The sequence below is a fragment of the Terriglobales bacterium genome, assembly GCA_035454605.1.
Classification (GTDB): Bacteria; Acidobacteriota; Terriglobia; order Terriglobales; family Acidobacteriaceae; genus DATMAB01.
The window spans coordinates 1-6016 of record DATIGQ010000163.1 but is presented as its reverse complement, the minus strand read 5'-3'; the positions used below and the strand labels follow the sequence as shown (position 1 = coordinate 6016).

Below are 6016 nucleotides of genomic sequence, written 5' to 3'. Positions count from 1 at the left end.
CTGACCGAAGACGTCCTCAGGCGGCAGTGCTCGCGCGCCTTCCGTGGCATCTCCGCAAAAAAAGCCGCGAAGCTGGTGGTCGCCTATGAGCCGGTGTGGGCCATCGGGACGGGCAAGACGGCCACGCCGCAACTGGCCTCTGACGCGCACGAAGTCATCCGCCGCGAGGCCGCGAAATCCTTCGGCGACGCCTTCGCGGCCGGTCTGCGCATCCTTTATGGGGGCAGCGTCAAGCCGGAGAACGCCTCCGCCCTGATGGTGCAAGCCGAGATCGACGGGGCCCTGGTCGGCGGCGCTTCCCTCGACCCCAAGTCCTTCGCCGCCATCGTCAAGTACTAGCGCGCAGCGCGGCCTCGGTTGTGGCGCCCGTCCGGCGGCCCCGGGCCGCCTACGCCCCTTTGCTATAATCTCGATGGGAGCGAGATTCCCGGCTCCTCTCTCCGTGCGCACGCAGTGAGTGCGCGTCTGGTGTGGCATCGTGCGGAAGTGGTGGAATTGGCAGACACACCATCTTGAGGGGGTGGCGCCGAAAGGCATGCGGGTTCAAATCCCGCCTTCCGCACCATCAGGGGATTACTAGAAACAGAGATTGTCAGGCAGCGATTCTCTAGGCAGAAATTCCAGAAGCGGAGATGCTCGAAGCAGAAATGCTCGCGACGGCGTTGAGCAAGCGGCGCGAAGACTGATTGGGATCGAGGAGTCACTCAGAGATGATTATTGCGGTGACCGTTGTACACGTATTGGTATGCGTTTTCCTGGTGGTGGTGGTGCTGCTGCAGCACGGAAAGAGCGCCGACATCGCGGCCGCGTTCGGCGGCATGGGAAGCCAGACGGCATTCGGGCCGCGGGGCACGGCTACGCTGCTCTCCAAGGCGACCACGGTGGCCGCGGTGGTGTTCCTGCTGACGTCCATCTCGCTGACCATCTTGTACACGAAGCAGAGGCCGGGCACGGGATCGGTGCTGGAAGGTGAGAAGCCGGCCGCCACCGAGACGCAGCCCGCGCAGCAGGCTCCAGCTCAAGCGCCAGCGCAGCAGCCCGCGGAGCAACCGGCGGCGCCGCAACAGTAGGCATTCAGCACTCAGCACTCAGCAGGCAGCGACCAGCGCCTGGGAAGGCCTCCAGCGAGGAGGCCTTTGGTGTTTTGGAATCCGCCGCGGAAGCGCAACCGGCGGGTTAGGATGGAACGCGATGATCCACGAGATCCTGCCGGTGGGGCCGTTGCAGTGTAATTGCTCCGTCGTGGGCGACGAGGGCACGCGCGAAGCGATGGTCATCGACCCGGGCGATGACATCGAGGACATCCTCGAGATCGTGAACCGGCACGGGCTCACGGTGAAGCAGATCGTGATCACGCACGCGCACATCGACCACATCGGCGGGGCAATGAAGTTGAAAGCGGCCACGGGCGCGCCGGTGCTGATGAACCAGAACGACCACGCCATTTTGAACTTGCTGGAAGAGCACGCGCGCTGGCTGGGCATGAAGCCGCCGGGGAAGGTGGCGACCGACGCTGGCCTGGAAGACGCGGACAAGGTGAGCGCGGGCGGCATCACGGCGCAGGTCATGCACACGCCGGGACACACCGAGGGCAGCGTTTGCCTGTACATCCCCGAGGAGAAGACGCTGATCGCGGGCGATACGCTGTTCGCGGGGAGCATCGGGCGGACGGACCTGCCGGGCGGGTCGTCGCGCAAGATCATGGAGTCGCTGCGCGAGCGAGTGATGAAGCTGCCGGACGAGACGCTGGTCGTGCCCGGCCACGGTCCCATTACACAGATCGGGCGGGAGCGGGAGACGAATCCGTTCGTGCTGGGGCTGGTGAGGTTGTGAGGGCGCGTCATCCCCGTTAGCGCCCAACTGCAGGACGCGGCGTTGCGCGGCACGAGTGTGCTTAGGGAGCGAGGACGCGGGCTGCAGCGCGCTCGAAGGCGGCCAGGGCGGCGGCGTCGAAGAGGACGAAACGGACGAGTTCAATCTCGTTCTGTGTGCCGAGAAAATCGCGGACGGTGGTGAGGGCGATGGGTGCGGCTTCGTCGAGCGGGTAGCCGTAGGCGCCGGTGGAGATAGCGGGAAAGGCGATAGAACGCAGGCCGTGGCGGGCGGCGAGCGAGAGCGAGTTGCGATGGGCGGCGGCGAGCAGTTCGGCGTCGCGCGGGCGACCGCTGTAGACCGGGCCGACGGCGTGGATGACGTGGCGGGCTTTCAGCCCGTAGCCCCGGGTGATGCGGGCCTCGCCGGTGGGACATCCGCCGAGGGTGCGGCATTCGGCCAGCAACTGAGGCCCGGCGGCACGGTGGATGGCGCCATCGACACCGCCGCCTCCCAGCAGCGAAGTGTTGGCGGCATTGACGATGGCGTCGACGTCCTGGTGGACGATGTTGCCCTGAAGGAGCTCGATGGAGGCGGGGCCGAGGCGAAGAAGCATGGACACAGTTTCGAGTTTCGGATTTCGAGTTTCAAGTGAAAGACACGCCCCGCCGCCCCGAGGGGCGATGGTAGACATGGGGGCCCTCGACTTCGCGCTGCTTCGGCGAAGGAGCCTCCGTCGAACTCCGCTCGGGATGACAAGAAAGAACAAAGCCGCGCGCGAGGCGCGGCTTGCGGAAACGAAAGCGGTTACGGCGTGACGTCCTGGTAGGCCTTGAGGATCTTGGGCGAGATGAGGCGGTTGTCCGGGGCGGTGAAACCGGCGGTCTTCTTGGCGACCTTGAAGTGGTCGCTGGCCTCGTTGATGAGCCTCCGTTCATCGGTGCGCTCGCCGTTGAGATAGAACTTGGTGAGCTTGGTCACGCCCAGATAGAACTGGCTGAGGGCGGTCTTGGACCCGTTGAACTCCAGGTAGTCGCGGATGTGGACTTCGGCCTGATCGTACTTGCCCTGATAGAACTCCCCGATGGCACGGGCGAGCAGGATGTCCGCCTCGGAGGTGGCCTTGGGCGCCTGGGTGCCAGTCTCCTTGGGCAACGTCTCCAGACCTAGGCGGGCCTGGCGGTTGCTGGGGTCAGCGCCCAGCGCGGCCAGGAACTTGCTCCGGGCAACCGGAATGTTGCCAGTGGCCTTGGCGGCATCGGCTTCACGCAACAGTTTGGCCACATCCACCTGCGGACGTGCGGGTTCCTTCACCGCAGCCTCAACCACACGGCTGGGAGTGGGTCTCGAAGAGCTGGGCGTTGGGGCCGGAGGCTTGGCAGCCGTGGTGGTGGGCGCGGGTGCGGTGGTCGTGGGAGCCGGGGCGGAAGCCTTGGCCAGCTCGGTTTGCATGCGCTGAGCCTTGCCGCGAGGATCGCCGGGGCCGTCGGGCTTGATGGTGGCGGCGTCGTTGTAGGACTGAAGCGCGCCACGGAAATTGCTGGCGGAGGCCAGGCGGTCGCCCTCGCCCATGGCTTGCTCGTATTCGCGGATCTTGTTCAGGTAATTCTTGGCCTCGCCCTCGCGGCGGCCGCTGATCTGGCCGAACAGACTCTTGGCGGAGTTGAAGTTGTTGCCCTGGTAGGCGCCGACGGCGTCGTCGAACTTCCCGCTCATGGCGGCCTCATTGGCTTCATTGGCCTTGGCCGCTTTGGCGGCGGGGATACGGCTGGCAAGGTACTGTTTGGCTTCGTCGAGCCGGGGGCCGCCGCGGATGTTGCGGAACTTCTGCTCGGCGTCGTCCCAGCGGCCGGCATTGAACGCGGCAACACCTTCCTGGAAGCGATCCTCGTTGCGCTTGCGTTCGCGCTCAGCCTCCTGCTTCATGACGTTGCAGTTCATTTGCGCGTCTTTGTACTTGGCGTCCATCCTGGCGAGTTCGCAATAAGCGCGAGCCGCGTCCTCGACCTTGCCCGCCGAAGCCGCGGCCTGGGCCTGCTTGTAAAGGTCATCCTTCTTGTCGGCGAAGGCGGAAAGCGGCACCAGCAGAAAGACTGCCAGGCCCAGCCAGACAACGCGGCGATCAGTAGTTTCTGAGGATCTCATCCACATCGATAGCCTCGAAGACGGGCGTGTAGCTGCCCGGAGATTCCACGGTGACGGTAAGGGTTTCCGTTTTCTCGACACCACTGGGGCCGGCGACCACGACCTTGTATTCGCCGGGCGGAACGCGCAGGCGGAGCGGGGTATGGGATTCGGCGGGCAAGGGCATGGGCTCGCCGCTGCCATTGGTAACGCTCTTCACCGTGCCCCACGGCACGGCGTTGATCTCCACATACGCCGTGGACTCAGGAGCGCCCGTGCGCAAAGCGAAGTAGCCGCCCACCGCGAGGACGAGCAGGACGACGGCACCGATGGCGCCATACATCACCATCGGTGAGCGGGCTGGCGCAGGCGGCGGAATGGGCGGACGCGCCACCGGAGGCTGGGGCACGGAGGGAGCGCGAGCGGGAGCGGCAGGCGCGGGACGGCCCCGCGCCGGGGCGGGCGCCGGGGCTTCCACTTCCGTGGAACCGGCGACCATGGTCTGGCCGGCGGCGGCTTCCGCGGAGCCGGCGACGATGGTCTTGCCCAACTCGACCTCTTTCTGCATGCGGGAGGCGCCCGCCGAAGCGTCTTTGCGCAGGGACTCCCACTGCGTGCGCAATTCGGCAGGGGCGGCGGAAACGAGGTCAGCGACGGCTTCCAGGCCCTTGAGGGCAGCGGCGTACTGGCGGCCGAGCAGGAGGGCGCGGGCGTCGCGCACCGCCTTCTCCAGGGCGGTCTTGGCGATGGCAGCGCGCTTGGCTTCCAGGTCGGTGAGCGCCTGCTTCAGTTCCGGGGTCTCGCCGTAGGTCTTCTTGCAGGCCTCGAGAATCTTAACGGCAGCGGTGAAGTCGCCCTTGGTGGCGGTCTCGCGCGATTTCTCGATGGCGCCGGCGACGCCCTTGATCTGGTCCTGCTCGGTGCGAGCCTTTTCCAAAAGCGCCGTGAAGGCGCTGGAACGAGCGAAGGATTTGGGCTGTTTCTCCAGGAACGCGACGGCTTCGTCGACGTTGCGGGCGTCGAGCAGGCGCTTGGCGCGGGTGATGGCCCCTTCCACCTTCTTGTTGAACTCCCCGACGTGACGCTTGGCTTCGGCGAGGACGACTTTGAGCTCCTCGTCGGGCGTGTCCTTTATGGTGGCTTCCAGGACGGAGACGGCGCGCTCGTATTCCTGGTCGGTGATGAGGCGCTGGGCCTCTTCGGCGGCGGCCTCGATCTTGCGGCGGCGGGCCTGGGTCACGGCCTCGTCGCGCGCGAACTGCAACAGATCGTTGATCTCGGCCGAGCCCTCAACCTCGACCTGGGCGTCTTCCAGGATCTTGACGGCGGCGGCGTAGTCCTTCTTGCCGAGGGCCTTGCGCGCCTCGGCGATGAACTCGGCCTTGCGCTTTTCCACCTTCTCGCGCTCGGCGGAATCGCGCACTACGGCCAGCAGGGACTGCAGGCGGCGCTCACCGGGAGCCTTCTGCACTGCCCTTTCAAGGACGGCCTGAGCCTCGGCCTGCTTGCCCGCAGCCACCAGTTGATTAACCTCGGCCACCTGCTCCTCGACGAACTTCTTGCGGTCCGCCGTTTCCTTCTGCTTGTCGGCCAGGGCCTTGAGCTTGAGCAAGGCAGGATCGCTGGGGAACTTCTGGAGGGCGGCGTTGGCCTGCTCGGAAGCCTCCGCGTACTGTTCGCGGTTGAGCAGGTCCTGAATCTCGCTGCTCAACTTATCCAGATCACGGCGCCGCTGCTCCTGTTCGCGGCCGCTGGAGGCCAGGTTCTTGAGGGCATGGACTTCGGGACTGGCCGGATCGACCTGCTCCGCCTTGGTGAGAACCTCAAAGGCAGAGGTGAACTTGCGCCCGGAGATGGCCTTGCGAGCCTCCTCGAGATATCCCTGCACCTGCTTCTGGCGCCGCTTTTCTTCCAATTCCTTGCTGACGGCCGCATGCAAGGCCTTGGCCTGGGTGTTATCGGCATCGGCAGCCAGAACCTCATCCAGGGCTTTGGCGGCGGCTTCCAGGTCGCCGTCATGCTGCGCGGACTCGGCGCGGGCCAGGCCCTCATCGACCTTCTTCTTCTTGTCGCGAGCCGC

At 65.8% G+C, this 6016-nt stretch carries 6 protein-coding genes and 1 tRNA gene; 4 read left to right on the top strand and 3 right to left on the bottom strand.

Translation table 11 applies throughout. From position 1 onward, the window contains the following. The 4 genes from VLE48_11810 to VLE48_11795 all read left to right on the top strand — a co-directional run. The coding region (locus VLE48_11810; GenBank protein HSA93688.1) for a triose-phosphate isomerase at positions 1-339 on the top strand (339 nt) is incomplete at its 5' end. Positions 340-480: 141 nt separating this feature from the next. After that, a tRNA-Leu gene (locus tag VLE48_11805) sits at positions 481-565 on the top strand. Between the two features lie 157 nt (positions 566-722). Beyond that, complete coding sequence (secG, locus tag VLE48_11800) at positions 723-1070, top strand: preprotein translocase subunit SecG (GenBank protein ID HSA93687.1); 348 nt, start codon at positions 723-725, stop codon at positions 1068-1070. 121 nt (positions 1071-1191) lie between these two features. After that, positions 1192-1833 carry an MBL fold metallo-hydrolase gene (locus tag VLE48_11795; GenBank protein HSA93686.1) on the top strand — a complete coding sequence of 214 codons (642 nt, stop codon included), beginning with the start codon at positions 1192-1194 and terminating at the stop codon, positions 1831-1833. A gap of 61 nt (positions 1834-1894) precedes the next feature. On the opposite strand, the gene VLE48_11790 is transcribed toward VLE48_11795, so the two are convergent. The 3 genes from VLE48_11790 to VLE48_11780 all read right to left on the bottom strand — a co-directional run. Then, positions 1895-2428, bottom strand: a complete 534-nt coding sequence (locus VLE48_11790) for an O-acetyl-ADP-ribose deacetylase (GenBank protein ID HSA93685.1) — start codon at positions 2426-2428, stop codon at positions 1895-1897. Positions 2429-2619: 191 nt separating this feature from the next. Further along, on the bottom strand, positions 2620-3957 hold the full coding sequence (locus VLE48_11785) for a hypothetical protein (protein HSA93684.1): 1338 nt from the start codon (positions 3955-3957) through the stop codon (positions 2620-2622). Continuing rightward, a partial coding sequence (locus VLE48_11780; GenBank protein ID HSA93683.1) for a hypothetical protein occupies positions 3935-6016 on the bottom strand: 2082 nt, incomplete at its 5' end. The genes VLE48_11780 and VLE48_11785, both read right to left, overlap by 23 nt.